General features: G+C 49.0%; 1 rRNA gene. It reads left to right on the top strand.

The window, feature by feature from the left end:
- Positions 1-84: 84 nt before the first annotated feature.
- Positions 85-255 (top strand): 23S ribosomal RNA (locus tag J5M67_RS29015); the annotation flags it as partial.

The raw sequence follows: 255 nt of genomic DNA, 5'->3' as shown, positions 1-255 counted from the left end.
GTAAAATTTGCGAGTTCAAGCGCGAATTTTCGGCGAATGTCGTCTTCACGTTCGAGACAGTAACCAGATTGCTTGGGGTTATATGGTCAAGTGAAGAAGCGCATACGGTGGATGCCTTGGCAGTCAGAGGCGATGAAAGACGTGGTAGCCTGCGATAAGCTTCGGGGAGTCGGCAAACAGACTTTGATCCGGAGATCTCTGAATGGGGAAACCCACCTAGCATAAGCTGGGTATCTTGTACTGAATACATAGGTG

It is taken from the genome of Pseudomonas sp. 30_B, from assembly GCF_017491605.1.
In the GTDB taxonomy this organism is placed as follows: Bacteria; Pseudomonadota; Gammaproteobacteria; order Pseudomonadales; family Pseudomonadaceae; genus Pseudomonas.
The sequence above is the reverse complement of the archived record's forward strand: the minus strand, read 5'-3'. Positions and strand labels throughout refer to the sequence as shown.